The organism is Neorhizobium fuzhouense, from assembly GCF_042611105.1.
Classification (GTDB): Bacteria; Pseudomonadota; Alphaproteobacteria; order Rhizobiales; family Rhizobiaceae; genus Neorhizobium; species Neorhizobium galegae_A.
This window is the reverse complement of record NZ_JBHFFP010000003.1, coordinates 315,770-341,029: the sequence shown is the minus strand read 5'-3', so window position 1 is coordinate 341,029 and position 25,260 is coordinate 315,770. Positions and strand designations below refer to the sequence as shown.

24 protein-coding genes are annotated in these 25,260 nt (G+C 61.2%); 11 read left to right on the top strand and 13 right to left on the bottom strand.

Annotated elements, in window-relative coordinates; all coding sequences use genetic code 11:
- Nucleotides 1-8 precede the first annotated feature (8 nt).
- Nucleotides 9-1,541 carry a UxaA family hydrolase gene (locus tag ACEXP3_RS08490; protein WP_377296841.1) on the top strand — a complete coding sequence of 511 codons (1,533 nt, stop codon included), beginning with the start codon at nt 9-11 and terminating at the stop codon, nt 1,539-1,541.
- Nucleotides 1,542-1,690: 149 nt separating this feature from the next.
- Complete coding sequence (locus ACEXP3_RS08485) at nt 1,691-2,041, top strand: DUF4112 domain-containing protein (protein ID WP_377296908.1); 351 nt, start codon at nt 1,691-1,693, stop codon at nt 2,039-2,041.
- 28 nt (nt 2,042-2,069) lie between these two features.
- Here the strand turns inward: ACEXP3_RS08485 and ACEXP3_RS08480 are convergent, their stop codons facing one another.
- The 4 genes from ACEXP3_RS08480 to ACEXP3_RS08465 form a co-directional block, all read right to left on the bottom strand.
- Entirely contained in the window at nt 2,070-3,083 is a 1,014-nt protein-coding gene (locus tag ACEXP3_RS08480; protein WP_377296840.1) for an acyltransferase family protein, read from the bottom strand.
- Between the two features lie 37 nt (nt 3,084-3,120).
- Nucleotides 3,121-4,392 (bottom strand): O-antigen ligase family protein, encoded by a 1,272-nt coding sequence (locus ACEXP3_RS08475; RefSeq protein WP_377296838.1) that lies wholly within the window; start codon nt 4,390-4,392, stop codon nt 3,121-3,123.
- A 5-nt stretch (nt 4,393-4,397) separates the two neighbouring features.
- Nucleotides 4,398-5,663: a polysaccharide biosynthesis/export family protein gene (locus tag ACEXP3_RS08470; RefSeq protein ID WP_377296837.1), complete on the bottom strand. Its 1,266-nt coding sequence runs from the start codon at nt 5,661-5,663 to the stop codon at nt 4,398-4,400.
- A gap of 130 nt (nt 5,664-5,793) precedes the next feature.
- Nucleotides 5,794-6,474: a sugar transferase gene (locus tag ACEXP3_RS08465; protein ID WP_377296836.1), complete on the bottom strand. Its 681-nt coding sequence runs from the start codon at nt 6,472-6,474 to the stop codon at nt 5,794-5,796.
- 671 nt (nt 6,475-7,145) lie between these two features.
- Between ACEXP3_RS08465 and ACEXP3_RS08460 the strand changes: the two genes are divergently transcribed.
- Entirely contained in the window at nt 7,146-7,433 is a 288-nt protein-coding gene (locus ACEXP3_RS08460; RefSeq protein ID WP_377296834.1) for an exopolysaccharide production repressor protein, read from the top strand.
- A gap of 98 nt (nt 7,434-7,531) precedes the next feature.
- Nucleotides 7,532-8,548, top strand: coding sequence for a glycosyltransferase family 2 protein (locus ACEXP3_RS08455; protein ID WP_377296833.1), 1,017 nt, complete (start codon nt 7,532-7,534; stop codon nt 8,546-8,548).
- Between the two features lie 49 nt (nt 8,549-8,597).
- Here ACEXP3_RS08455 and ACEXP3_RS08450 read toward each other — a convergent pair whose 3' ends face one another.
- From ACEXP3_RS08450 to ACEXP3_RS08440, 3 genes are all read right to left on the bottom strand, one after another.
- A complete protein-coding gene (locus ACEXP3_RS08450; protein WP_377296832.1) occupies nt 8,598-9,569 on the bottom strand; it encodes a polysaccharide pyruvyl transferase family protein in 972 nt (323 codons plus the stop codon).
- 46 nt (nt 9,570-9,615) lie between these two features.
- Nucleotides 9,616-10,581 carry a glycosyltransferase family 2 protein gene (locus ACEXP3_RS08445; RefSeq protein WP_377296831.1) on the bottom strand — a complete coding sequence of 322 codons (966 nt, stop codon included), beginning with the start codon at nt 10,579-10,581 and terminating at the stop codon, nt 9,616-9,618.
- 404 nt (nt 10,582-10,985) lie between these two features.
- Nucleotides 10,986-11,183 carry a hypothetical protein gene (locus tag ACEXP3_RS08440; protein ID WP_377296830.1) on the bottom strand — a complete coding sequence of 66 codons (198 nt, stop codon included), beginning with the start codon at nt 11,181-11,183 and terminating at the stop codon, nt 10,986-10,988.
- Between the two features lie 79 nt (nt 11,184-11,262).
- Here ACEXP3_RS08440 and ACEXP3_RS08435 point away from each other — a divergent pair, with 79 nt between their 5' ends.
- From ACEXP3_RS08435 to ACEXP3_RS08405, 7 genes are all read left to right on the top strand, one after another.
- Entirely contained in the window at nt 11,263-12,402 is a 1,140-nt protein-coding gene (locus ACEXP3_RS08435) for an acyltransferase family protein (protein ID WP_377296829.1), read from the top strand.
- 3 nt (nt 12,403-12,405) lie between these two features.
- Nucleotides 12,406-13,194: an endo-1,3-1,4-beta-glycanase ExoK gene (exoK, locus tag ACEXP3_RS08430; RefSeq protein ID WP_377296828.1), complete on the top strand. Its 789-nt coding sequence runs from the start codon at nt 12,406-12,408 to the stop codon at nt 13,192-13,194.
- A 68-nt stretch (nt 13,195-13,262) separates the two neighbouring features.
- The gene (locus tag ACEXP3_RS08425; protein WP_377296827.1) at nt 13,263-14,465 is read left to right on the top strand and encodes a glycosyltransferase; all 1,203 of its coding nucleotides are present in this window, start codon (nt 13,263-13,265) and stop codon (nt 14,463-14,465) included.
- Nucleotides 14,465-15,463 (top strand): glycosyltransferase family 2 protein, encoded by a 999-nt coding sequence (locus ACEXP3_RS08420; protein ID WP_377296826.1) that lies wholly within the window; start codon nt 14,465-14,467, stop codon nt 15,461-15,463. The genes ACEXP3_RS08425 and ACEXP3_RS08420 overlap by 1 nt, the downstream gene beginning before the upstream one ends.
- Nucleotides 15,460-16,395 carry a glycosyltransferase family 2 protein gene (locus ACEXP3_RS08415; protein WP_210105366.1) on the top strand — a complete coding sequence of 312 codons (936 nt, stop codon included), beginning with the start codon at nt 15,460-15,462 and terminating at the stop codon, nt 16,393-16,395. The genes ACEXP3_RS08420 and ACEXP3_RS08415 overlap by 4 nt, the downstream gene beginning before the upstream one ends.
- Nucleotides 16,392-17,387: a glycosyltransferase family 2 protein gene (locus tag ACEXP3_RS08410; RefSeq protein ID WP_377296825.1), complete on the top strand. Its 996-nt coding sequence runs from the start codon at nt 16,392-16,394 to the stop codon at nt 17,385-17,387. Before ACEXP3_RS08415 ends, ACEXP3_RS08410 begins: the two co-directional genes overlap by 4 nt.
- Before the next feature lie 40 nt (nt 17,388-17,427).
- Nucleotides 17,428-19,785: a Wzz/FepE/Etk N-terminal domain-containing protein gene (locus tag ACEXP3_RS08405; protein WP_377296824.1), complete on the top strand. Its 2,358-nt coding sequence runs from the start codon at nt 17,428-17,430 to the stop codon at nt 19,783-19,785.
- A 15-nt stretch (nt 19,786-19,800) separates the two neighbouring features.
- On the opposite strand, the gene ACEXP3_RS08400 is transcribed toward ACEXP3_RS08405, so the two are convergent.
- The 6 genes from ACEXP3_RS08400 to cyoA all read right to left on the bottom strand — a co-directional run bounded on the left by ACEXP3_RS08400 (nt 19,801) and on the right by cyoA (nt 25,143).
- Entirely contained in the window at nt 19,801-19,977 is a 177-nt protein-coding gene (locus tag ACEXP3_RS08400) for a hypothetical protein (RefSeq protein WP_210105369.1), read from the bottom strand.
- 125 nt (nt 19,978-20,102) lie between these two features.
- Nucleotides 20,103-20,837, bottom strand: a complete 735-nt coding sequence (locus ACEXP3_RS08395; protein ID WP_377296823.1) for an SURF1 family protein — start codon at nt 20,835-20,837, stop codon at nt 20,103-20,105.
- A 54-nt stretch (nt 20,838-20,891) separates the two neighbouring features.
- Nucleotides 20,892-21,299 carry a cytochrome o ubiquinol oxidase subunit IV gene (gene cyoD, locus ACEXP3_RS08390; protein WP_377296822.1) on the bottom strand — a complete coding sequence of 136 codons (408 nt, stop codon included), beginning with the start codon at nt 21,297-21,299 and terminating at the stop codon, nt 20,892-20,894.
- Nucleotides 21,296-21,919 (bottom strand): cytochrome o ubiquinol oxidase subunit III, encoded by a 624-nt coding sequence (cyoC, locus tag ACEXP3_RS08385; RefSeq protein WP_377296821.1) that lies wholly within the window; start codon nt 21,917-21,919, stop codon nt 21,296-21,298. The genes cyoD and cyoC overlap by 4 nt, the downstream gene beginning before the upstream one ends.
- Nucleotides 21,920-21,924: 5 nt before the next feature.
- Nucleotides 21,925-23,931 (bottom strand): cytochrome o ubiquinol oxidase subunit I, encoded by a 2,007-nt coding sequence (gene cyoB / locus ACEXP3_RS08380; protein WP_377296820.1) that lies wholly within the window; start codon nt 23,929-23,931, stop codon nt 21,925-21,927.
- A gap of 30 nt (nt 23,932-23,961) precedes the next feature.
- A complete protein-coding gene (cyoA, locus tag ACEXP3_RS08375) occupies nt 23,962-25,143 on the bottom strand; it encodes a ubiquinol oxidase subunit II (protein WP_377296819.1) in 1,182 nt (393 codons plus the stop codon).
- Between the last annotated feature and the right edge of the window lie 117 nt (nt 25,144-25,260).

The following is a 25,260-nucleotide window of genomic DNA, read 5'->3' as shown; positions in this document are numbered from 1 at the left end:
GAGACATGATGACAGACACCGTTTCACCCGTGATTTTGCTCAATGCCGCAGACGATGTGGTGGTGACCCGCCGCTCGCTTCAGCCGGGCACCGACTCCGGCTTCAATGGCATTGTCGCCGGCCAGTTGATCGGCCGCGGCCACAAGATGGCGATCCGCGCCATCGCCACGGGCCATGAGGTGCGCAAATACGGCCAGATCATCGGCCTTGCCACGCAGGATATTGCGCCGGGAGATCATGTCCATCTGCACAACCTTGCCATGCTCCCGTCCGAGCACGAGCACCAGTTCAGTGTCGATATCGAGGAAAAAGGCATGCTGCCGCTTGCCGAACGGCGCACCTTCATGGGGTTTGACCGCGGCATCGGCGGTGCCGGCACGCGCAATTTCATCGGCATCATCTCGTCGGTCAACTGTTCTGCCACCGTTTCGCGCTACATCGCCGATTACTTCAACCGCATGGGCGGGCTCGACGGCTTTGACAATATCGACGGCGTCGTGGCGCTGACGCATGGCACCGGCTGTGCGCTCAATAACAAGTCGGAAGGCTACCGCCTGCTTATCCGCACCATCCAGGGCTATGCCCGCCATCCGAATTTCGGCGGCATCCTGATGATCGGGCTTGGCTGCGAGACGAACCAGATCGGCCCCATCCTCGAGCATTACAAAATGGAAGAGGGCGACCGGCTGCGCACGATGACGATCCAGCAGCATGGCGGCACGCGCAAGACCATCGATGCGGCGATCGAGATCATCAAGGAGATGCTGCCGGTGGTGAATGCGGCACGCCGCACGCCGCAGCCGCTGTCGAAGCTGAAGCTTGCGCTGGAATGCGGCGGCTCCGACGGCTATTCCGGCATTTCCGCCAATCCGGCCCTCGGTTACGCTTCAGACCTTCTTGTGCGCCATGGCGGCACGACGGTCCTTGCGGAAACGCCTGAAATCTATGGTGCCGAGCATCTGCTGACGCGGCGTGCCGTGACGCCGGCGGTTGCCGAAAAGCTTCTGCAGCGCATCGACTGGTGGCGCGATTATACCGCCCGCAATGGCGATGAACTCAACAACAACCCCTCGCACGGCAACAAGCTTGGCGGCCTGACGACGATTCTGGAAAAATCGCTGGGCGCCGTGGCCAAGGGCGGCTCCATGCCCTTGAAGGCCGTCTACGAGTTTGCAGAAGCGGTGACCGAACCCGGCTTTGTCTTCATGGATACGCCCGGTTACGATCCGGTGGCCGTGACGGGCCAGGTGGCGGGCGGCTGCAACGTCATCTGTTTCACCACGGGACGTGGCTCGGTCTCCGGCTTCAAGCCGTCCCCCTGCATCAAGATCGCCACCAATACAGACATGTACGAGCACATGCGCGAAGACATGGATTTGAACTGCGGCGGCATCGTCACGGGTGACGAGACGATCGAACAGTCCGGCGAGCGCATCTTCGAGCATATCATTGCCGTTGCCTCCGGCCAGAAGACCTTGAGCGAAATCTATGACTACGGCGACAACGAATTCGTGCCGTGGCAGGTCGGCGCCGTGACCTGATGATTTTGGTGGGTTCCCCGGACGTTCGGGGAACCGCTTGATCGCTGCCTCGTTAGCGCCTCATCGAAGCGACAGGGGTTGCGGCAATGGCAGATGCAGACCCATTACACGGCGCGGCACGGCGCAGAACCGTTCTGGATGCTAACGCCATGCGCCGCCTCGTGCGCATGGCAAAGCTTGCCCGCCTCATGGATACGGCGCTGCGCGTACCTGGTACCAATATCCGCTTCGGCGCCGATTCCGTCATGGGCCTCTTGCCGGTGGCGGGCGACGCGGCAGGCGCGGTGATCGGTCTCGTCATCGTCAACGAAGCGCGCCGGCTTGGACTGCCGACGTCAAAGCAGATGCAGATGCTTGCCAATATCGGCACCGATGCTGTCTTCGGCAGCCTGCCGCTGGTCGGTGACCTGTTCGACGTCTACTTCAAGCCGCACCGGCGCAATATCCAGATGATCCTCGATCATTTCGGACTGGCGCACGAGGATCTTGCCCGCTACTGAACCGGTCTGCCGTGCAACGGTCGAATGATCAGTCGGCGGTGACCCGGCGCCCGGGCAGGCGAAAGACGATGCGGCGGTGCTTGATGAAGACATGGAGCGGCCGCTCGATCACCTCGTAACAGGCGATGCCGACCAGCGTTCCGATCACGGCACCACTCCAGAGGATGAGCCATGTCGGCAGGCCGGCGGAAAGGCCAAGCTTCAGCACCACCGAGATGGCAAAGGTGTGCCAGAGATAGATCGAATAGGACGCGTCGCCGAGATAGGCAAGTCCCGGCAGTGTCGGCAGCATGTCGGCCTTTTCCAGCGCCAGCACGCCCAGCACAAGGCAGATGGCGAGCGGCGCGCAGAGGAAGGTGTTGAACTCGGCCCGCAGCAGATAGATCGCCGTGAAGGAAAAGATTGCAACCGCAATCAGCATCAGCCCGGTATCGGCGCGCGGCACGCGGCCGGACAGCCAGAGCCTTCCGATCACGGCACCGGCCAGAAACTCCAGAATGAGCGGCCGCGTATAGAAGAAAGCGGGGGTGCCGGGTGTCGTCACGGCAAAGCCGACGACAGCCAGCGCGCCAAAAATGAGGCTGAGGGCCGCAAGGCGGCGGCCGGGTGCCAGCATCAGCGAGGCGGCAAAGGCGAGGTAAAAGAACATTTCGTAATTCAGCGTCCAGCCCTGGACGAGAACCGGCCAGAGCGCGCCGCCATTCGGCGAGAGGACGGGGAGGAAGAGGTACGAGCCGATCAGGTGCGGCGTATCGATTACGAGGTTCGGGAAGAGACCGGCAAATGCGCCGAAGACCATCACCGTCGTTGCAAGCCAGTAGCTCGGGGCGATGCGCAACAGGCGATCCTTGAGGAAGGCGCCGGGCGTCTGGTTCCGGTTCTGGCTGATGACGATCATGATGAAGCCGCTGACGACAAAGAAGACATCGACACCGGCAGCGCCGATGGCGAAATTCTCGTCCAAGCGTTCGGCGGCGTGGAACAGGACCACGGCAAGCGCTGCGATCGCCCGGAGATACTGAATGCCGTAGAGCGTCTTCATGGTGTGATCCCGTCCGGCCGTTCGGCGCTGAATTGCGTCATGCAAGATGCGCCCGCCGTTCGAGCAAAAAGCGTGCACGTTCGAAGGCAGGCGAGGGGACCCGCGAGCCAAGCGACAATCGCGCGACGGCGAAGTAAAACAGGAACGACCCGACATGGTAGGGGTGCATGATGTCGATCTCCACGAAGGAGCGCACCAGGAGCAGTGCCAGAAGCCCGAAGAGCACCATGGAATCGAGATTGCGGCCATCATGCAGCACCCGCTTCAGATGGCCGAAGAAGCCGGCAAGCAGCGTCAGCGCGAGAAGCGCGGTTCCAACCACGCCGGTTTCCACCATCGTCTCGATATAGGTGTTGTGGAAGTGGAAGCCGCTGCGCGAGCCGATGTAGAATTCCTCCCACAGGCGTTCCGCCTCCGGAAATCCCTGCACCCAGTAACCCTGGTAGCCGAGCCCGATCAACGGAGACTGGCGCGCCGCCTCGATGCCCTGCTGCCACAGATAGGTGCGTCCCGTCAGCGTTGAATCCTTGCCGAAAATTCCAAGGACCGCATCCATGGCGCCCATGGTGAGGGCGGCGTTGACGCCGATGACCGCAAGGATGATGCCGCTGGCAAAGACGATCTTGCGGGTGGTCGGCGCCAGAAGCAGGAGAACCTGCAGCCCGCTGCAGGCGGCAATGATGACAAGCGTCGTCAGAACCGACGTGGCCGATTGCGAGGCAAGGAGGCAGTAGGCCGACAAGAGCGCCGTGCCGGCACAGGCGGCCAGCCAGAGCCGGCGCATGCCCATCAGCATGATGCCCGCATAGGCAAAGTAGAGCCCGAGAGAGGCATAGAAACCGAGCTGGTTCTTCGAGGCAAAGGCACCGACAAAGCTGTAGGTGCCGTCCAGAGGATCAAAGTGGTAGACACCGAACAGCATCGAATAGCCCAGCACCACGGCGCAGCCGGCAATGACGCCGCGCACGAGCGTCGCGACGCTGAGGGTGCGCATGGCAATCAGCGCGCAGATGATGTGGGTGAGGTACTGGATTGCGGTGCGAAGCGACACGCCCGGTGCCGGCGACCAGAAGACCGACAGAAAGCAGAAACCGGCAAAGCCGAAGATCCAGAACGAGCGCATCGGGTTTCCAAGCACCCGCTTGTAATCCAGCATCACCAGCGGCAGCCAGACGGCATAATAGCCAAGGATCGAGACCTGACCGAACCGGCTGGAATAGGCAAAGACGAACAGCGACAGCATGACTGCCGCCGTGCCGTACAGCGCGTTTTCTTCCGGATTGATCAAGGCGGCCTTGGCTATCTTCATGGGCGTTACTGCATCAGGAGTTCGGAGGTGACCTTGATCACGTCGCCGGGCTGAAGCTTCGTCGTTTCGTCGGCGGCGATTTCCTTGGCGCCTGTTCCATCGTCGCGCACGATCGAGTAGCGGATGCTGGCGGACTTGCCGTGCGGGTCAAATTTCAGGGCTTCGGCGGACTGCGCCAGCGATTCGGCCACCAGTTGCTGACTTGTGCCGATCTGCAGGTTCAGCTTTTCCAGTTCCGCCTCGGTATCCTGCATCTCCTTGGCGCGCTGCGCTTCCCAGTCATTGCGCAGGTTGATCTCGTCCTGGTTCGCCTGGCTGATCTGCTGCTTGGCCCGCAGCGAATTGGTGTCGATATCGAGAAGGGCGGACTGAACCTCGGCTGCCCGCTCCTCGCTCGAAATCATGCGGGAGCTGAGCGCCAGACCCTGGTCGCTGAGGCGGCTGATCTTTTCGCGATCCTTTTCGACGATGTCGAGCTGGCGCGTCTGTGTCTCGGTCTTGCGCTGCAGGGATTCCACTTCGCTCTGCAGCAGCGCCTTGAGATCGGCCAGCGCCTTCAGCTGCAATTCATAGCGGTCGCGGCGCTGCTTCATCAAGGCAGTTTCGCTGCGGATCAGCTCGGACGCATTGGCGACCTTCTGCAGTTCCGCAGGCACCTTGATCTCGGGGGCGCCGGACATTTCCGCTTCCAGCCGGGCATGGCGGGCGATGAGGCGGGCGCGCTGGCCATCATAGACGGCGAGATCGCCCTTGGCATTGATGAAATCACGGGCAAAGCGCTGGCCGCTGTCGGAACGGCGCAGGCCGCCGGCAAGGCTTACGGCTTTCAAAACCGTAATATTGGGCGAATACGGATACTGCCCTGGCGTCTGGACGTCACCGGCGAGGAACACCGGACGGAATTCAGCGACTTCCACCGATGCGGAGGGCAGGTTTCTAAGGGCGAACTGCTGCTGAAGCTTTGCGCCGATGTCTGTCGCCACTTCGGCCGGCGTGCGGCCTGCGGCATCAAGGTTGCCGATGAAGGGCAAGGAGAGGGTGCCCGACGCGCCGACACTGTAATCGCCGCTCAGCGCATCCCAGCTTTTGACGACGCCTTCGGCAGGCTGCCATTCCGCAACGCGAATGCGCAGCCTGTCCATCACGCCAAGCTTGTAGGTCTGGTCATCTGCCATGGCTGCGCCGGCCATGACCAGCGTCATGCCGGCCATCAGGCAGGCGATGATGCGTCTGGAGCCGCTCTTTTGCGTCGCGCTTGGTTTTGCCAGCATTGAATATTCCTGGTTGAGGGCGGACAAGGACGTCGAACTTTCGTCGACGCCATCCGCCATTCATAAGAGCTTAAGGGGGATAAGAACCGCGCGCCTCAAGACATGCGCGGTCGAACTGTACCGATTGATATCAGTAGCTTCCGCGCGACATGCAGACGGCGGGAATGGTCTTCAGGATGATCGACATGTCGCGCATCAGGGACCAGTTCTGGACATAGTGCGTATCGAAGGCGATACGGCTTTCATAGGAGACGTCGTTGCGGCCGCTGATCTGCCACAGACCGGTGAGGCCGGGGCGCGTGCGCAGGTAATAGACGGCGAAATTGTCGTAAAGCGTCAGTTCCTCGTCCACCACGGGGCGGGGGCCGACAATGCTCATTTCGCCGCGAATGACGTTGAACAGCTGCGGCAGTTCGTCGAGGCTCAGCTTGCGCAGGACCGAGCCGACAGCCGTGACGCGCGGATCATCCTTCAGCTTGCGGGTTGCCCGCCATTCGGCGGCAGCCTCGGGGTTGTTGTGCAGGTGCTTGCGCAACACTTCGTCCCCGTTCATCACCATGGTGCGGAACTTGAGGCATTTGAAGCTGCGTCCGTTATGGCCGACGCGGCTGTGGCCGTAGAAAATGCGGCCGCCATCGGTGAACTTGACCAGGGCCATGATCATCAGGAAGAGCGGACTGAACACGACCAGGGCGATCATCGCCGTGGTGATATCAAAAGCGCGTTTGGCAACACCGCCTGTGGGAAAGGCGAAGTGCAGGTCGTCGGGTGCGGTAAGCGGCGAAATTGCCGATCGTGTCGCGGACTTCATAGAGAGGAACTCCATTGGTGGTGCGAGTGGTCGGTGCCCTTGCGGCCCATCATGTGCCGGCGGATGGGACAATAATTGTGTGTTTGGAATTTGTTTCCAGTTATTTTTTTATGGCGACCGCCCGAGCTTGTGCCATTTTGGGTTATGAAGTGTCTCGTTATGAGGCGATACTTTCCGAGATCGAAATGCAGTTTTTGCTGAAATTCAAGATATATTGTCTCTTTTTGGTCTGGAATAGTCTTGTGAGTCGCGCCACTGCGCGCTGTGGCAGGTTGCACAGGGATAAACTTGCCGACCACTCCGATATCATTGCTTGAAACTGACGATTTTGCCCAATAAATAACTGTCATTCACTCATTTTTGTGCGCCGCAATGTTTATGTTGCATCGCAATGAGGCGATCGCAGCGCAGCATTTCTCTGTAACAAATTTTGATCAAAAACCGCGCCTCAACCGATTGAAAAGGTCGTATCGGACAGCGGCGGCGGTTTAATGCGGCCGAAATCGGGCATAAGCTGCAAGCGGCCTTCCATGAGTTCATTACGAAATATTCATGAAGGGTGGCCACAGGAATGTGATAGCGTTTTGTCGGCATTTTGCGATAAGGCGGGTGGGCAAAGAGCAAAGCCGAGGCGGTGACGACGCAGGGCCAAGTGCCGGGAGGTTTCGACCATGTATGGACCACGTGTCATTGCCAGCATGTCGATCGTGCTTGTGGTGTTTGCCGTCGCTACCTACTTCCTCCAGGGCTCGGCCGTTGCAACTTTCTGGCAAACAATTCTTTGCGCCATCCTGCTGCAGACCGGTTACTTCCTCTGCGTCCTGTTTCTTGTCTCGCGCGAACGGGCCGCACGGGTCCGCAAGGCCGCGGAGAGCGGCAGTGTCTCGCGCAGCAGCGACGGTGCAATCTCCGGCGAGATCCGCCCATCCACCTCGCATCTGAAGGTCAGCGACCACTAGGAACCACCTCCACGGCTGCAATTTTGCTGCAGGTGCTTCCATATTCTGGCAAATATCCTAGGTTCGTGTTCGAGCGATCGACCGAAACGGAGACTGCCATGACCGTCAATGCCCCTGAAAAGGTGTGCGTCATCATCGCGGCCAAGGATGCCGCCGACACGATTTCAAAGGCCATCGCCTCGGCCCTCAGGGAGGAGGCCGTCGGCGAAGTGGTGGTGGTGGATGATGGCTCGTCGGATGGAACGGACGCTGCGGCACTGGCTGCCGACGATGGCAGTGGCCGTCTGGTCGTTGCGCGTTTTGAAAAGAACCGCGGCCCATCCGCGGCCCGCAACCACGCCATCGACATCTCGACATCGCCGCTGATTGCCATTCTGGATGCGGATGATTTCTTCTTTCCCGGGCGGTTTGCCGCCATGCAGGCGGAAAGCGGCTGGGATCTCATTGCCGACAATATCGGCTTCATTCACCATGACCCGGCGCTTGCTATCGAGCCCGAGCGTTTCCAGGCGCGAACACGCCAGTTGTCGCTCATCGATTTTGTCGAGGGTAATATTTCCAAGCGCGGTGTCCGGCGCGGCGAGATCGGCTTCCTGAAGCCGGTCATCCGGCGCGCCTTCATGCTGGCTCATGGCCTGCGCTACGACGAGGATCTGCGGCTTGGCGAGGATTACGATCTTTACCTGCGCGCGCTCGCCCACGGCGCCCGCTACAAGGTGATCGACCATTGCGGATATGGTGCCGTGGTGCGGGCAAATTCGCTAAGCGGTGCACACCGCACCGATGACCTGCGCCGGCTCTACGAGGCCGAGCGCAGGCTTCGCCAGACGCCCGGTCTCCTGAAGCCCGAAGAGGCGCGAATGGTTGAGCGCCATGAGCGTCATATCAAGGCGCGCTACGACCTTCGCCATATCCTCGACGTGAAAGCGCGAGAGGGCAAGGGGGCGGCCATCCGGCATCTGCTCTCGCATCCGGCCTCTGCGCCGGCGGTGTTGTCCGGCGTTCTTGCCGACAAGTGGGAGGCGCGTGCCGGCAAGGGAGGGCAGAGCCAGCCGCCGGTGCCGGCGGGCAAGCTGCGCTATCTTCTCCCGGGCGTGCCTGTCGCCCAGCGCTGAGGCGGTAAGCCACGCTGCCGGTGAGGGCAGGGTGGCCATGATCCGTCAGTTACGCCAGCAGGTAATCGCGCCGCACGCCGTCCAGAACCTCGCGAAAGCGTGCCTTGCGTTCCTCAAGGCTGCCATCGGGGGATAGCTGCGGTTCCGCCCGGCTTGCCTGCCACAGGGCAAGCGTTGACGGTGCCGCCAGCATCTGCTTGGCAGCGTTGCGCAGCATGGTTTTGGTGCCCGGCGAGGCCGCCGATTGCGGCTTTTCCAGCGTTGCAGTCTCGGCGACAGCCGAAATTGTCGTGGCTCCGGCAGACTGAGCGCTATCAGGGAATTTCAGCCCCCAGAAGCGCGATTGCTTCTGCACCGCCTCGGCCCGCGTTGATACCGGCACATAGCGCGGCGCATAGGTCGCCCCCACCGTCTCTGCCCAGTCGGTCCATTTGAAGCTGTTGATGGATCGCGAGGTGCTGACGGCAATCCACGGCACGCGAAACGCATCGGCAAGGATGGCGCCATGCATGGATTCCGCCACGATCAACTCCGACTGCGCAATCTTCGAAATCACGTCCTTGGCTTCGCCGCGCGGATCGAGATAGGTGAGGCCCGCCGGCTCACAGACATTCTGCCAGATGCCGAATTCCGCCGATTCCCAGTGCGGGATGAAGGTTTTCTTGAACCGCTTCGGCAGGTTCTGGAATTCCGGCATGTCTGTCACCATGACCGCCGGATCGATAATGCCCATGTCCGGGGCAAGGCTGAGCTTTGCAGCCGTCAGCGGCCCGCGTACGCAGCGCACATCCCATTCGGCCGGGTTGCTGACGTCCGGCGGCGTGCCGTAGCCATAACCGCTGCCGATGACCAGCTTGCGCACGCCCGTCGGCAGGAGGACCGGGTTCAAGACAGTGCCGACGCCGACCAGCAGCGTATCCGGATGGCTGTCGCGCAGGCCCGGCAGCAGGTAGTCCCACAGCCAGAGGTTCAGGTCATCACCGAAATTGCCGTGATGGGATTCCCAGAAGTAAGGCTTCATAGTGCGGTCCTCGGGGTCCGTTGGGGAGAAAGGAGAAGGCGGGCCATCAGCGGGCGCCCTTCAGTTTGCCGGTGCCAAGTTCCAGCACTGTTCTGATCAGGGCCGGATCGCGCCAGGCCCAGCGGGCAAGTGTTGAAAGATCCGGCACCTTGCGCTTGCGCACCAGTCCGGCCTGGCTCCACAGCGCCTGCCGGCGCGCGGTGTTCTTGTAGGAGGCAATCGATGCCACATCGTTGGGGCGCCGCGCAAAGCGCTGCTCCAGCCGGTCGAGCGCGACCCAGGTGTTGAACTGCTGGCGCAGGAACTGTGGCGACTGGTTGTCGATGCTGTGAAAGATGTTGATGCCCCGGCCGCGTCCGGCCCCGGCATCGTCGCAGAGGACCGGACGTTTGGCCGCAAGAATGCAGTCGCAGAAGAACAGCACGTCTTCGGCGGCCAGCCGCAGCGCCGGATCGAACCGCACCGTTTCAAAGATCTGCCGGCCGATGACCATGCAGGACAGGTGCAGAAAGCTCCAGTTCTTCAGCATCGTGCTGGCAAGATCCGGCACTTCCAGCACCAGCGGATTTTCCATGACCGGCTGCGCGCCGGCCTCCTCGCGAAGCTTGGCCATGCCGAAGTGGTAATAGAAATCATCGTCCGCTTGCATGGAGGCCCAGTAGCAATCGGCCTCAAGCCCCGTCAGCGCCTTGTGGGCGTTTTCCAGGTGCGTTGGCAGCCAGATGTCGTCGGAATCCAGGAAGGCGGCATAGCGGGTGTCTGCGGGGATGTTGTCGAGCCCGGTGTTGCGTGCACCGCCCGGGCCGCCATTCGGCTGCTTGATCAGCGTGATCCGCGCCCGCTCATCCGCGCTCAGACCCTCCAGTTCCCGTTCGCCCGGATAGGGGGATTCGTCATCGACCACGATGATATCGAAATCCGCATAGGTCTGCGCAAATATGGACCGCAAGGCGCGCATCAGCACGCCTGGCTCTTGCTGGTAGAACGGAATGATAACCGTGAAGGTCGCCATGAAGTGCCCTGCTTTCAAAAGACATGAAACCGCCCGGCTGTCGCCAGGCTGCTTCGGTGAGCGGCAGTTCCTGCGGGTGACCCTGGCCACGACGGCCTTTTGTGGGAGCACTCGCCTGATGCATCAAGCTCTTCCCGTGCGTGGTCTGTGCGCGGAAAGCTTTTAGTTTCGAGGGGAAATTTGTCCGTTTTTTGCATTGCGGCAAGAGGCAGTCAAACGAAGGCGATTTTCCTGTCGATCCGTCGCCTTAATATGTTTCATTTTCACGCATACGTGTCAATTTCGAACGGTAATGTGCTGCAAAGATGCCGTTGCCGCCGTTTCGTAGCATTTCTGCCGTATTTCCGCCGTAATTTGCGGTGGTTTTTAAGCGGCAGAGGCGGCATTCCGTCTCTCTGTCGGAATTATTCCGATGCCGGTGTCGAGAAATGGAACAGGATCGATGGTGTGCCAGCTTGGAAAATTATCCTTTGATTCCAAGCATCCAGCCGCTGCACATCCGGACTGTCGAATGGGGAACGGCCTGATCTCCAGCTGTCGGAGGTCGCGCCCATCTTGAGTTTTTGTTGCACTGCCACATTTTCCCCAACACTGAACAGCATGCTTTGGCTTCGAGGGCCGACGTCTGCTCTGGTTGAAATTCGGTTGCGGGGGAGGCGCAACCCAAGAGGGGTCAACGATATGCCTGTGGACCAGAACATATCCTCCCGCATCAACCTGATGCGCATTCTCCTGATCAGCGGCATCGTGTTCGTGCACGTGCCGTATGATCTCGACGCAAGTCCGTTCATTGAGCCTAACGGTTTTTTTGACTGGGTGCGTGTCTTCCTGGGCGAGAGCCTGTTTCGCATCGGCGTTCCGTGCCTGAGCGCGATCTCCGGCTATCTCCTCTTCCATAAAGGCTTGGAGACATTCGATTACCGCCGCACGCTCCTGTCAAAGAGCCGCACGGTTCTCTTGCCTTTTCTTCTGTGGAACTTTGCGGCTCTGCTCTTCGTGCTGCTCATCCAGCATTTCGGCATGGGGATCGGTTATTTTCCGGACCTGTGGGGATCCTCGTTCGGCGAGTGGCTCAACCACACGCTGGCGTTCAACGATTTTCCGGTCAATCTCCCGCTCTATTTCCTGCGCGACCTGATGGTGTGCATCCTGATTTCGCCGATCCTCGCCTTTCTCGTCCGCCGCGTGCCGACGGCGGTGCTCGGCGTGCTGTTTCTGGTGGCGGTCTTTCCGGCACTCACCTCCGGTATCGTCCTGAAACAATCGATTCTCTTCAGTTTCACCCTGGGGATATTTTTTGCGCTCTATCGTGTCGATCTTAAGCGACTGGATCCCTACGCGCTGCCCATTGCGGCGCTGGTTCTGGCGCTTGCGGCGGTTCTGGCGCTTGGCCTTTTCAACACCGGGCCGGACTATCCCGACACGCTCAACATTCTGCGCAATACGCTCGCAATCCTCGGCGCCGTCGGCTTTTGGGTGATCTCCGCACCGCTTGTTCGCACGCGGCTTGGACAGCGGATGGCCAATTCCGGCAGCCTGAGTTTCTGGACATTCTGCGCCCATTATCCGCTGCTCGTGCTGTTGTGGATGGTCTGGAACCGCCATGCGGATGCGGCGCTCTATCCGGTTTTTTACGTCGTCTCCGTCCTCATCACCTTTACCGCCCTTATCATCAGCAACCGTCTGGCCCTGCGGTACGTCCCGGGCCTGTACGAGGTTCTGACCGGCAGCAGGGGCCGTCGCAGGAGCTCGTCCAGCCCTTCGAGGCAGGTCGAGACGCTTGGGAGCGGCCGCGCTGCGGCCACGCAACAACAGAGGTAAAGCATGTCCCCTTTCGCACACATCCGGCAGATGATCGTTCCACAGGCGCTTGCGGCCCTGGTGACGTTCGCCGCCCCGGCGGCCATGGCGCAGACGACCGGCGCTTCTTTCGTCGAGAATTTCGACAAGCTTGATTCGACCTTCTGGTATCTGTCCGATGGCTGGAACAATGGCGCTCACCAGAACTGCACCTGGTCGAAGGATGCCATTACCGTCGCAAACGGCCAGTTGACGCTCGAGTTTCGCCAGAAGCAGACCGCCGAACGCGCCTATACCTGCGGCGAAATCCAGACGCGCCAGCGCTATGGCTACGGCACCTACGAGATCCGCATGAAGGCAGCGACCGGGTCGGGGCTCAACTCGGCGTTCTTCAGCTATATCGGGCCAACCGACAAGCAGCCGCATGACGAGATCGATTTCGAGGTGCTCGGCAAGAACACCAACGAAGTGCAGGTCAACCAGTATATCTCGGCCAAGGGCGGCAACGAGAAGCTGGTGCCGGTGGCGGGCGGCGCCGACAAGGCGTTCAACACCTATGCCTTCATCTGGGAAAAGAACCGGCTGCGCTATTTTCTGAACGGCAAGCTGGTTCACGAAGTCACCGATCCGGCCAAGATCCCCACCCATCCGCAAAAAATCTTTGCCAGCCTCTGGGGCTCCGACACCTTCAAGGACTGGATGGGCACCTTTGCCTATAACGGCCCGGTTTCCATGCAGGTGGATCGCATCGCCTTCACCGCGCTCGGCGAGAAATGCAAGTTCGAGGGCTCGGTCCTCTGCACGTTGAACTGAGCCGCGGTCGCGGCTTTGCCACCATGGTTTGCGCCTTCGTTCAGGGCAGGAAGTAGGAGTTGGACGACGTGACGTTGAACGTTCTTTATCTCGCCCACGATCTGTCCGATCCGGCGATCCGCAGACGGGTGATCATGCTGAAGGCCGGCGGCGCGACGGTGACCGTCGCCGGCTTTCTGCGCGATGAAAACCGCCTGGCCGACGAACCGGGAATTCGTCTTGTCGTGTTGGGCCGGACGGCCGATGGTCGCCTTGGCCAGCGTATGGCAGCCGTCATCAAGGCGCGCCTGTCGCTGTCGCGCCTGTTGCGTGGGCTTGATCGGCCGGATGTGATCTTGGCCCGCAATCTGGAGACCCTGGCGCTGGCCGGTGCCACATCCGGCCATTTCGGCAAGGATGTGCCGGTGGTCTATGAGTGCCTCGATATTCATCGCCTTCTTCTCGACGAAGGGGTGAAGGGCAGGCTTCTTCGCGCAGCCGAAGGCTTTTTCGGGCGCAGTGCTTCGCTTCTGGTCACCAGTTCGCCGGCCTTCGTCGCCCATTATTTCAAGCCGCTGTCGCGTCTCGACCTGCCGGTCATGCTTCTCGAAAACCAGGTTCTGGAGCTTTCGCCACAGGGCGGTACCGCGCCTGCTGCGCCGCGCCCACCACTTGCCAATGCGCCCTGGCGCATCGGCTGGTTCGGTGCCATCCGCTGCAGGAAATCCTTCGATATCCTCAGCCGTTTTGCATCCGCCATGAACGGTCGCGTCGAAATCGTCATTCGTGGCCGGGTTTCGCCGAAGGAATTTCCCGATTTCGAGGCGCGCGTCGCCGCGACCCCGCATGTTTCCTTTCACGGCACCTATCGCAATCCCGAGGACCTGCAGGACATCTACAGTGATATCCAGTTCGTCTGGGCTATCGACTTTTTCGAGGAGGGGCTGAATTCGGAATGGCTGCTACCCAACCGGCTCTATGAAGGCGCGCTGCACGGCGCTGTGCCGATTGCGCTGTCTTCCACCGAAACCGGGCGGTTCCTTGCCCGTCGTGGTCTTGGCCTTCTTTTGCCAACCGCCGATCCCGCAGCGCTGGAAGCCTGCTTCAGTGCATTGACGGTCACCCAGTACAACAGCCTGTTCGAAAAGCTTGCCGCGACCGATCGCCGGCAGTGGATCACCAGCGAGGCGGATTGCCAGGCGCTCGTGCGCCAACTCGGCCTTCTTTGCACCAAGGTGCCGCCCTCCGGCGCGCTCTCCCTGTCGTCGCCCCTGCAATCGGAAGGATCATGATGTCTGAGCCCGTCCTGCCCGAGATGAAAGCCCTGGTGGTGATTCCCTGTCTCAACGAGGCAGCCCATATCGAGCCGCTGCTGCGCCAGCTGAATGCCGGGCGCGGCAATCATGACATGCTGATCGTGGTCGCCGACGGCGGCAGCACCGATGGCACGCGCGCCATCGTGTCGCGTCTGACCGAGGAGATCGATGATCTGGTGCTGCTGACCAATCCCCGCCGCATCCAGAGCGTGGCAGTCAATCTGGCGGTCGCAGAATATGGAAACGGGCGCGATTATCTGATCCGCGTCGATGCCCACGGCGATTATCCCCTCGATTACTGCCGGACCCTGTTGCAGGAGGCGGTCGATACGGGAGCCGATTCCATCGTTGTCGGGATGAAGACGGTCGGTTTCGGATCCTTCCAGAAGGCAACGGCCGTGGCGCAGAATTCCAAGCTTGGCAATGGCGGCTCGAAACATCGCGCCGGCAGCGCCGGCCACTGGATCGACCATGGCCATCACGCGCTGATGCGCATCGCGGCATTTCGCGCCGTCGGCGGCTATGACGAGAGCTTCACCCATAATGAGGATGCGGAGCTGGATTTTCGTCTGCGCAAGGCCGGTTTTCGCATCTGGATGACCGGGCGAACCTTCATGACCTATTATCCGCGCACACGTCCCTTGGCGCTTTTCCGCCAATATCTCGGCTATGGGCGGGGCAGGGCGCGCAATCTGTTGAAGCATCGTTCGATCCCGAAACTGCGCCAGGCCCTGCCATTGGCCGTGATGCCGGTTACGCTGCTTGCGCTTCTGTCCGTCGTGCACTGGCTGGCCGCCGTGCCGCTTTTCGCCTGGGCGGGTGTCTGCATCGCCTATGGTCTCTGGATCGCGGTCTCGCAGCGCAGTCCCCACGGTCCGCTGGCGGCGGTGTCGGCCATGATCATGCATCTCGCCTGGTCCACCGGCTTCTGGCTTGAAGTTTTGCGCATTCGACCCGGAAGGGCTGCCGCATGAGAGACGATCGCGATCAATCCCTCGTCCATGTCGATATCGGCATCTGCACCTTCCGCCGGCCGGAGCTTGAGGAGACCTTGCTGTCGCTGTTTGCGCTGATCGTTCCGGCGGGCACTCGCGTTCGCCTGATCGTCGCCGACAATGACGCGACACCGAGTGCCGAAGAGCTGGTCGAGAGCCTGCGCCGCCGCTCGCCCTTCGACATCCAGTATGTCCACTGCCCGAAGTCCAATATCTCGATTGCTCGCAACGCCTGCCTGCACGCAAGCCATGGCGATTACCTCGCCTTCATCGATGACGACGAAACGGCCGACCCGCAATGGTTGGGCGAGCTTCTGGCGACCGCTTCGGCAACCACTGCCGATGCCGTGCTGGGGCCGGTCCGCGCGCTCTACGGCGAGGGCGCTCCGGGCTGGATGAAGAGCGGCGATTTCCATTCGACGCTGCCCGTCTGGGTCGGCGGTTCCATCCGCACGGGCTATACCTGCAATGTCCTTCTCGACATGCGCTCTCCGCGCGTGCGCGGGCGCCGCTTCGCGCTGGCGCTCGGCCAAAGCGGGGGTGAGGACACCCATTTCTTCAGCGGCGTCACCGACGACGGCGGCCTCATCGCCTTTGCGGAAAAGGCCATGCTGGTTGAACCTGTGCCACCCAAGCGGGCGCAGCTCGGCTGGCTGATGAAACGTCGGTTCCGGTCCGGCCAGACGCATGGTCGCATCCTTGCCGCGAAAACTTCGCTTGCCGGCCGTATGGTCCAGGCGGGGCTCGCCGGTCTCAAAGCGGCATTTTGCGGTGGCGCTGCCGTCGTTTCGTTCTTTTCGCCCGTGGCGCGAAACCGCTATGCGCTGCGCGCCATGCTGCATCTGGGCGCCATCAGCGGCCTCTTCGGCATGCGCGAAATCCGCCAGTATGGTTCGATGGAGGCTGCATGACAGACGAAGGCCTGAAGAGCGACCACGTGCTGCCCGAGAGCATCCCGGATGTGAGCTTTGTCATTGCCGCCTATAATGCGCGCGAAACCATCGGGCGGGCAATCGACAGCGCGCTTGCCCAGGTGGGCGTCTCGGTCGAGGTCATCGTCGTCGATGACTGCTCGAGCGACGGCACGGCGGAACTGGTGCGCTATTATGGCGATCCGCGCGTGCGGCTGATCGAGATGGTACGCAATGGCGGCCCGGCCGGAGCCCGCAACACGGGGTTTACGGCGGCCAGTGGCCGGTGGATTGCGGTTCTCGATTCCGACGACGAGGTCAAGAAAGACCGATCCGCAGCAATGATTGCCTGCGCACGCCGCCTCGAAGCGGAGATCGTCGTCGACAATCTCGACGTGGTGAAACCGGGCGAGCCGGCCGTGACCATGTTTACGCAACGCGATCTGCAGCATCGCCCCTCGCTGACGCTTGCCGAATTCATCGAATCCAACGTCATCTTCCGGTCCACTTTCAATTTCGGCTACATGAAGCCGATGTTTCTGCGGGATTTTCTCGTGCGCACCGGCCTGCGCTTCGATGAGCGCCTACGGATCGGCGAGGATTATTTGCTGCTCGCCTCGGCGCTCGCAAGCGGCGGTCGCTGCGCGGTCGAACCGAGTGTCGGCTATGTCTACCATATCCGCGAGGGCTCGATCTCGCGGGTGCTCGAGCCGCAGCATGTCCGCGCCATGATCGATGCGGACAAGGGCTTTGTCGAAGCCTATCCGCTGGATGCCAAGGCGCGACGGGCACAGGAACGCCGCAGCCGCAGCCTCATTGAAGCGGGCGCTTTTCTGTCGCTGGTGTCGCACATCAAGCACCGCTCGCTCCCCGGTTGCCTGAAGGTCGCCATTGCCCATCCCGGCGCCCTGCGCCATCTCAAAATGCCGATTGCGGCGCGTCTGCGCCGTCTCATCGGTTCCGCCACACGTCCTGCCAAGGCGTCATCCTGATTATCTCCCTCGCGTCGAGGGACGCCAAAGGATCTTTCTGATGGACCATATCAACCTTCGTTCGACGACGTTTCCGAGCGTAAACCGGGATCAGGATTCGTTTATCGATCTGGACCGGCTGTTTTCCGCGCTGATGCGGCGGATACGGCTGATCGGCCTCTGCGTCCTGGCCGCCATGGTGCTGGCCGGGCTTTATCTTTTGATGACGCCGCCGGCCTATACGGCCATGACGCAGATCCTCATCGACGAGAACCTGTCGCGCTATGCCGAAAACGAAACCGACGTCCAGTCGGCCCAGCAGATCGACAACCGCATGTCGAGCGCGGTGGAAATCCTGAAATCGAAGGCGCTTGCGCTTCGGGTCGCCGACGATCTGAAGCTTGCCGACAATGCGCTGTTTCTCGATCCGCCGGAATCGCCGATCGGTCTTGTGAAGGGCAGCGTCAAGAGCATCGTCGGATTGCTGAAACCGTCGGATCCGCCAGTGTCGGAAGAGGCGGCGCGCAATGGCCGGCGCGAAAAGGCCTCTGCCATCCTGCAGCAATCGCTCGACGTCAACCGCGTCGGGCGCAGTTCGGTCATTGCCATTGCGGTACAGTCACCGCAGCCGCTGTTGTCGACGCAGCTTGCCAAGGCCTATGCCGCCGCCTACCTGACCGAACAGCTGAGCGCCAATTTCAATGCCACCGAGCGGGCTTCCGACTGGTTGCAGGAGCGGCTGACCGATCTCAATCGCCGCTCGCAGGATGCGGCGCTGGCGGTCGAGGAATACAAGATCAAGAACGGGCTCATTTCGCCGCGCGGCGAACTTCTGTCGGCCCAGCAACTTTCCGATCTCACCAGCCAGCTGATCGTCGCACAGGCCGACACGGCAACCGCCTCTGCTCGCTTCAACCAGTACAAGGCGATTGTCGATCAGGGCCCGGATGCGGCGGTGAACAATGCCATCGTCTCCTCCACGGACGGCGGAAATTCGGTCATCCAGGATCTTCGCAAGCGCTACCAGTCGGCATCGGAGCGCCAGCGCACCGTCGAGGAACAGTTCGGCCCGGATCACCCACAGGCAAAGCTGCTCGCTACACAGAAGGCCGATATCGCCCAGCAGATCTTCCGCGAATTGCAGCAGATGACATCGGGCTTCCGCAACGACTATGAAGTGGCAAGCTCGCGTGAAAAATCGCTGCGCGACAGCATCGACCGTCTAGCCGGCAGCAATTCGCAGGCCAATGTGTCGGTCGTGCAGTTGCGTGAACTGGAGCAGAAGGCTGCTTCGCTGAAGGCGATGTACCAGACCTATCTCGACCGTTTCGAGCAGGCAACGCAGCAGCAGTCCTTCCCGATTGCCAAGGCTCGGGTGATATCGGAGGCGGGTGTGCCGACAGCACCGTCCAGCCCGAAAAAGACCATCACCATGGCTTTGTCCGTCGTGCTTGGCCTTTTCGTCGGCGGCGGTCTTGCAACGGCGCTCGAATTGAAGGAGCGGTCGTTCCGGCTGGGCCAGGATGTACGCAGCCGGCTCGGTCTGCGGTTCCTCGGTTATATCCCGCTTCTGCGCTCGCAAAAGGTCAAGGCGCGCGAAGCCGAGGCCGCCAAGGCGCGCAAGAGCGGGGGCAAGGTCGCGGAACAGGTCGATGATCAGGCGCTGGCCGAAGATGCCGCCCGCTTTGCCAAGAAACTCACCCGGGTGGCCGTGGATCATCCGCGCTCGGCCTTTGCCGAAACATTGCGCAATGCCAAGCTTGCCTGCGATGTCGCCCTGCCCAGCCGCGAATGCCGGGTGATCGCTGTCGTCTCAGCCCTGTCGGGGGAGGGGAAGTCCACGGTTGCTGCAAACCTCGCCAGCATGCTGGGCGCCATGAACAAGCGCACCCTGCTTCTGGACGCGGACCCGACGGCCGGCGGATCGAGCATTGTTCTCGACACCGAGCCGGAAAGCGGTCTTCTGGAAGTGCTGCGCGGCGATGCGCCGTGGACGAGCGCCATCACCATCGATGCCAAGGCCAACCTTGCTGTTCTGCCGATTGCTTCCAAGCACAATGCCCTGCCACATACCAGCGAACTGCTCGCATCGCCTGAAATGGGCAGGCTGATGGAAACGGTCAGCAGCCGCTTCGAATATATCGTCGTTGATCTCGCGCCGCTGGTGCCGACCATCGATGCCAAGGCGTTTTCGCCCTATGTCGATGCCTATATCTTCGTGGCCGAATGGGGGGAAACGCCGGTGAAACTGGTGGAAAGCCTTCTGGAAGCGGAGCCCGGCATCGCGTCGAAGACCGCTGGCGTGATCCTGAACAAGACGGATATGGACGAACTGGCAAAATATTCCGATGCCGGAGCTCCGGAGCGCTTTCGCGCCCGCGGCATGGCCTATCATCCGGACGAGCCTGTGGCGCTCTGACGCTTTGCGGTGCCGTCACTGGCTCCCAGCGATGGCACCGTAAAACACGATGAACAGATAGAGACTGAAGGCCCCAATCGCGAAAATGATGAAGAACGTCACGATGCCGCCGCCGGCACGGCGCTTGCGGCGTTGCGTGGGCAGGCTGTCTTCCGGCTGTGCGATGGGGTCGTTGTCTGGTGTCTTGGTCATTGATGGTCGCCTCATGTGTCGATGAGGTAACCGGTGAGCGCAGGCGTAGTTCCGCAGAAAACGTCACATTCGCACCGCTGCCCCCCATGCTTGAAAACCAAGCCAAGCCGTGAGTTGCCGCTGCTCTACGTCTGCTTCCCGCGCTGGCGCATGAGGTAGACGACGGCTGCGATCGACATGGCGGCAAGCGCATACCAGGTGAGGGCATAGACGAGATGGCTGTTGCGGAAGGAAACGACCGTCAGCCCCCCGACAGGAAGGCCGCCCGGATTTTCCGTGGCATCCGCATCGATGAAATAGGGCGCAACCTCCCCCAGACCGCGCGAGGCCGCAATGGCCGCCACGTCCCGCGAGTACCAGCGATCGGCAGCCGGATCATTGGTGCGCAGAAAGCCGCCGCCGGGCTCGGGTAGCCGCAGAAGGCCCGTCACGGCGACGTCGCCGGCGATTTCGCCCGCCTGCCGGGCAGCAGCGTCTCGTCTCTCCATCGGCACGAAGCCGCGATTGATGAGAACCGTGCCGCGATCCGTCGTCATGAGCGGTGTCAGCACCCAGAAGCCGGCGCCCCGTTCCGTCACGGCCTGCACCAGCGCTTGTTTGTCATGCAGGAAGGTGCCGTGGATGGTCACGCGGCGATATTCGTCGGCTGCCTGGTTGATCTGGGGCCATTGGGCGGGCAGGGGGGCGGGGACGGCGTCCGCATGAATGCGGGCATCGACGCGGGCAATCAGGTCGAGCTTCCAGAACAGCCGCTGCACCTGCCAGGTGCCGAGCGCCAGAAACACAAGCACAAGGCCCGCCATCACACAGGCGAAGGCGGTATAGCGCTTGCCGGGGTGGGGGCGGGCCTCTGTATCCATTCAACAGGTATCCTTGCGCGGGCCGGGGCATCGCTGCCGCCAGCCCGAACGCTGTTACGGCATGTTTTTCATCATTTCCGGGTTCATCGGCATCATGTTGGTGTTCAGATGATGCATGACCCAGAGCGAACCGGAGAGCGCGATCACCACGATGACGATGGTGAAGATCATCGCGAGCATGGTCCAGCCGCCTTCCGACTTCGAATTCATGTGCAGGAAGTAGACCATGTGGACGACGACCTGGACTGCGGCGAAGGCCATGACGATACCGGCCGTCAGCGCCTTGTTGTCGAGCACGTCGGCCATGACGAGCCAGAAGGGGATGGCGGTCAGAATGACCGCCAGGACGAAGCCCGTCATGTAGCTCTTGAAGCTGCCATGGGCGGCTTCATGCCCATGGCTGTGGGCGTGGTGGGTGTTGTGCGCGCTTTCCTGCGCCGGTGCATGTGGGTGCGAACTCATCCGATCACTCCGATCAGGTAAACGAGAGAGAAGACGCCGATCCAGATCACGTCGAGGAAGTGCCAGAACATCGACAGGCACATCAGGCGACGACGATTGGCCTCGATCAGGCCGTGCTTTGCCACCTGCACCATCAGCGTCACCAGCCAGATGCTGCCGAAGGTGACGTGCAGACCGTGTGTGCCGACCAGCGTGAAGAAGGCCGAGAGGAACGCAGACCGTTGCGGACCGGCGCCTTCGTGGATCAGGTGGCTGAACTCGTAGAGTTCGATCCCGAGGAAGGCGAGGCCGAACAGGCCGGTGATGGCAAGCCACATCAGCGTGCCGCTCTTGTCGCCCTTTTCCATCCGCAGCATGGCAAAGCCATAGGTGATGGAGGAGAACAGCAGCATGGCGGTGTTGATGGCCACGAGCTGCAGGTCGAACAGGTCGGCCGGTGCGGGGCCGGCCGCATAGTTGCGGCCGAGCACGGCATAGGTGGCAAAGAGGACTGCAAACATCAGGCAGTCGCTCATCAGGTAGATCCAGAAGCCCAGCATGGTGCTGTTTTCCGGATGGTGGTCTTCCGTCAGATAGAACTGCGGGTTCTCTGCCGAAACGGCGGCTTGGTTTTCACTCATGACAATCACGCCTGTTCCGCGAGCTGCTTGGTCCGGGCATTTTCCGTTTCGACAACGGTTTCAGCCGGGATGTAGTAATCGCGCTTGTAGTTGAAGGTATGGGCGATGGAGACGACAATGATGCCGAGGAAGGCGAGGGCCGCCAGCCACCACATGTACCAGATCATGCCGACGGCAAAGGCGACGCTGAGGCCCGACAGGATGACGCCGGTGCCGGTGCCCTTCGGCATATGGATCGGCTTGAAGCCTTCCAGAGGACGCACATAGCCGCGACGCTTCATGTCGTACCAGCTGTCATGGTCGTGGATGACGGGCGTGAAGGCATAGTTGTATTCCGGTGGCGGCGAAGACGTCGACCATTCCAGCGTGCGGGCATTCCACGGATCGCCGGTCAGGTCGCGCAGTTCCTCGCGCTTCAGATAGCTGACGACAAGCTGGATGAGGAAGGAGCCGATGCCGAGCGCAATCAGGAACGCACCGAAGGCGGCAATCACGAACCAGATCTGCAGCGAGGGATCTTCGAAGTGGTTGACGCGGCGGGTGACGCCCATCAGGCCAAGCACGTAGAGCGGCATGAAGGCGAAGTAGAAGCCGACGAGCCAGAACCAGAAGGACATCTTGCCCCAGAACGGATCGAGCTTGTAGCCGAAGGCCTTCGGGAACCAGAAGTTCACGCCGGCGAGCAGGCCGAACACCACGCCGCCGATGATCACGTTATGGAAGTGGGCGATCAGGAACAGCGAGTTGTGCAGCACGAAGTCCGCCGGCGGAACGGCGAGCATCACGCCGGTCATGCCGCCGATGACGAAGGTGACCATGAAGCCGATCGTCCACAGCATCGGCACTTCATAGCGGATGCGACCGCGATACATCGTAAACAGCCAGTTGAAGATCTTCGCGCCCGTGGGGATCGAGATGATCATCGTGGTGATGCCGAAGAAGGCGTTGACGCTGGCGCCGGAGCCCATCGTGAAGAAGTGGTGGAGCCAGACGAGATAGGACAGGATGGTGATGACGACCGTCGCATAGACCATCGAGGCATAGCCGAAGAGGCGCTTGCCGGAGAAGGTCGAGACGATTTCGGAGAAGATGCCGAAGGCCGGCAGGATGAGGATGTAGACTTCCGGATGGCCCCAGATCCAGATGAGGTTCACATACATCATCGGATTGCCGCCAAGGTCGTTGGTGAAGAAGTTCGTGCCGGCATAGCGGTCGAGCGTCAACAGAACGAGGGTGGCCGTCAGGATCGGGAACGAGGCGACGATCAGCACGTTGGTGCAGAGCGAGGTCCAGGTGAAGATCGGCATCTTCATCATGGTCATGCCCGGCGCGCGCATCTTCACGATAGTGGCGATCAGGTTGATGCCGGAGAGCGTTGTCCCGACACCGGCCACCTGCAGGCCCCAGATGTAATAGTCGACCCCGACCCCCGGCGAGTAATCGGCACCCGACAGAGGGGGATAGGCAAGCCAGCCGGTGCGGGCGAATTCGCCGACGAACAGCGACAGCATGATGATCGCTGCGCCGGCTGCCGTCATCCAGAATGAGAAGTTGTTCAGGAACGGGAAGGACACGTCGCGAGCGCCGATCTGCAGCGGCACCACGAAGTTCATGACGCCCGTCACGATCGGCATGGCGAAGAAGAAGATCATGATCACGCCATGGGCGGTGAAGATCTGGTCATAGTGGCTTGGGGGCAGATAGCCCTCATTGGCACCGAAGGCCATGGCCTGCTGCGTGCGCATCATCACCGCATCGGCAAAGCCGCGCAGCAGCATGATGAGCGAGAGGATGACATACATGATGCCGATCTTCTTGTGGTCGACGCTGGTGAACCACTCGTTCCACAGATATCCCCACAGGCGGAAATAGCTGATGGCGCCGACGACGGCGAGGCCGCCGAGCACCACGCCGATGAAGGTGACGAGGAGGATCGGCTCATGGGTGAAAGCCAGCGAATCCCATGACAACCGTCCGAAAATGAATTCCAACAGGTTACTGTTCGTGAACATTGCAGTTTCCGATACGTCTCAAGCCGGCGATTACGGCTTCGTGTTTGTGTTCAGCTGGTCAGGCGCCACGCCTTTGCCATCATGGCCTTCGTGGCCGGACATGCCGGGCATATTCGACATGCCGTCGTTACCCTTGCCCGGCTGCGCGGCTGAACCCGGTGCGGTTTCCGCTTCGGTGCCCTCATGGCTCTTTGCTCCATGGCCGGTGGCCGGATAGGTCGCGCCGGGGCCTTCTTCGTTGGTCCAGCGGGTATCGTATTGCAGGCGTTCGCGGTTTTCCGCGCTGTCCTTGCCGGCACCGCCCATCATGTCGATATGCATCATTTCGTTCTGGCACATCTGGCCGGGTTGGACGCACAGGTTGAGGATGGCCTCGTACAGACCGTTCTCCACCTGGCCATAATAGGTGACCGGCACGCGGGCACTCGGACGTTCCAGCTTCAGGTATGCGTCGCGGTTGAGCGGGGAGCCCTGGTTCTTGACCTGGGAGACCCACTGGTCGAACGCCTGGTTGCTCACGCCGTGGAACTTGAAGCGCATGCCGGAGAAGCCGTCACCGCTGTAGTTGGCGGAAAAGCCTTCGTAGACGCCTTCCTTGTTCATCACCGCGTGCAGCTTGGTCTGCATGCCGGGCATGGCATAGATCTGACCGGCAAGGGCGGGGATGTAGAAGGAGTTCATCACGGTCGAACCGGTGATCTTGAACTCGATCGGCGTGTCGATCGGCGCTGCGATCTCGTTGACCGTGGCAATGCCCTGTTCCGGGTAGAGGAACAGCCACTTCCAGTCGAGCGCCACCACTTCGATGGTGATCGGCTTGGTCTCGGGCGTGACCGGACGGGCCGCATCGATGCGGTCGAGCGGGCGATACGGGTCCAGCTTGTGGGTGCTGATCCAGGTGACGGCGCCGAGCGCGATGATGATCGCCAGCGGTGCGGCCCAGATGATCACTTCCAGGCGCGTGGAGTGATGCCATTCCGGGTCATACTGGGCGCTGGTGTTCGACCGCCTGTAATGCCAGGCGAAATAGAGCGTCAGGCAGATCACCGGAATGATGATCAGCAACATCAGCACCACCGAAATGATGATGAGGTCGCGCTGCTGCATGGCAATGTCACCGGACGGCGACATGACGACGAGATCGCAGCCCGAGAGCGCGAGAAGTAGGATGAGGGCACTAAGCCGGCAAATGAGCTTCATCAACCGTGGCATCTTTCAGTTCGAAATTTGCGTTTTGTCACTCTGCGACTAAAGCATGAGAGCAAGGCTCCCTATGAGGTCTTTCGTCGCAGTGCAAAACATTTTCGTGCAACGCAACAAGAAACCGGG